This is a genomic window from Staphylococcus sp. GDY8P120P, assembly GCF_017892065.1.
Classification (GTDB): domain Bacteria; phylum Bacillota; class Bacilli; order Staphylococcales; family Staphylococcaceae; genus Staphylococcus; species Staphylococcus nepalensis.
In genome coordinates this window covers 1-858 of the sequence record NZ_JAESKI010000048.1, presented here as the reverse complement: position 1 = coordinate 858, position 858 = coordinate 1, and the positions used below count along the sequence as shown (strand labels likewise).

The window sequence follows — 858 nt, the reverse complement described above, 5'->3', positions numbered from 1 at the left end:
ATTATATTTTTCTCTGTCACTTTATTCCTCGCTTTCTATCAGACTGTATAAGTATTCTGCTCGTTCAAAAGGATCCACTGGCATCTTATTATCTGCCTTTTTCATTTTGAATCGTTCTTTGGGAGGGGGAGAGGTGAAAGCGGCAAGCTCTACCACTCGTCCTAAATCCTTTGCACGTTTATCTCTAACTTCTTCAGCTTTATCAAATATCTCTTTATCAATAATTGCTGGATACGTATCATTTCCAAGGTAGTTGACGTTTTTCAAAATGCGCCCCATCACAGAATGTGTCTTTTCAATACCTGCCTGTTCGCCAGCCACTGTAAGGGATAGTCCTGATATGTATTTCTCAAAGAATACCTTTACTTGACCTGCTGCCTTTTCATCGACAGTAACCACTCCATCTTGAATTTTGTATCCATATGGAATATATGCCATTTATCTCACCACCTTTTCTTTCAGGGAAAGACCGCATTTCAAATTGAATGTCAGCTCATCCCTGGAATTTACAATGATGTTCACTACAAATTCTTCAAATAGTTCTTCCGTGTAGTCACCATTAAAATTATCTGCTGACACATAATTAATGAGGTCCTTTATCTCGTTTGCTCGCAAAACACCACTCGCAGAGTTCGTTACCAGGTTTGTTTTTTCGGTAGTAAGATTTTTAATCTCACTATCTAAAACATTTCGTTCCTGATTAAAAAGAGCAGGTTCTAGGAAACCTTTGGACATCAGTGCAATAAGGTTATTGCGTTCTTCCAATAGTTGCTCCATTAGCTTATCAATAGCGTCCATTCTTTCACGGTCGCTTTCTTCATCGATTTGGCTAACTGACTTGAAAAGTGGTTCTAGGAT

1 protein-coding gene and 1 pseudogene are annotated in these 858 nt (G+C 38.5%); both read right to left on the bottom strand.

Annotated elements, in window-relative coordinates:
* Positions 1-21: 21 nt before the first annotated feature.
* Complete coding sequence (locus tag KA900_RS14560) at positions 22-438, bottom strand: recombinase (protein ID WP_000323438.1); 417 nt, start codon at positions 436-438, stop codon at positions 22-24.
* Positions 439-858, bottom strand: a pseudogene (locus KA900_RS14555) (hypothetical protein); the annotation flags it as partial.

Excerpts from the sequence above, each read along its gene's own strand:
- KA900_RS14560 (WP_000323438.1), bottom strand. The coding sequence starts at position 438 with ATGGCATATATTCCATATGGATACAAAATTCAAGATGGAGTGGTTACT.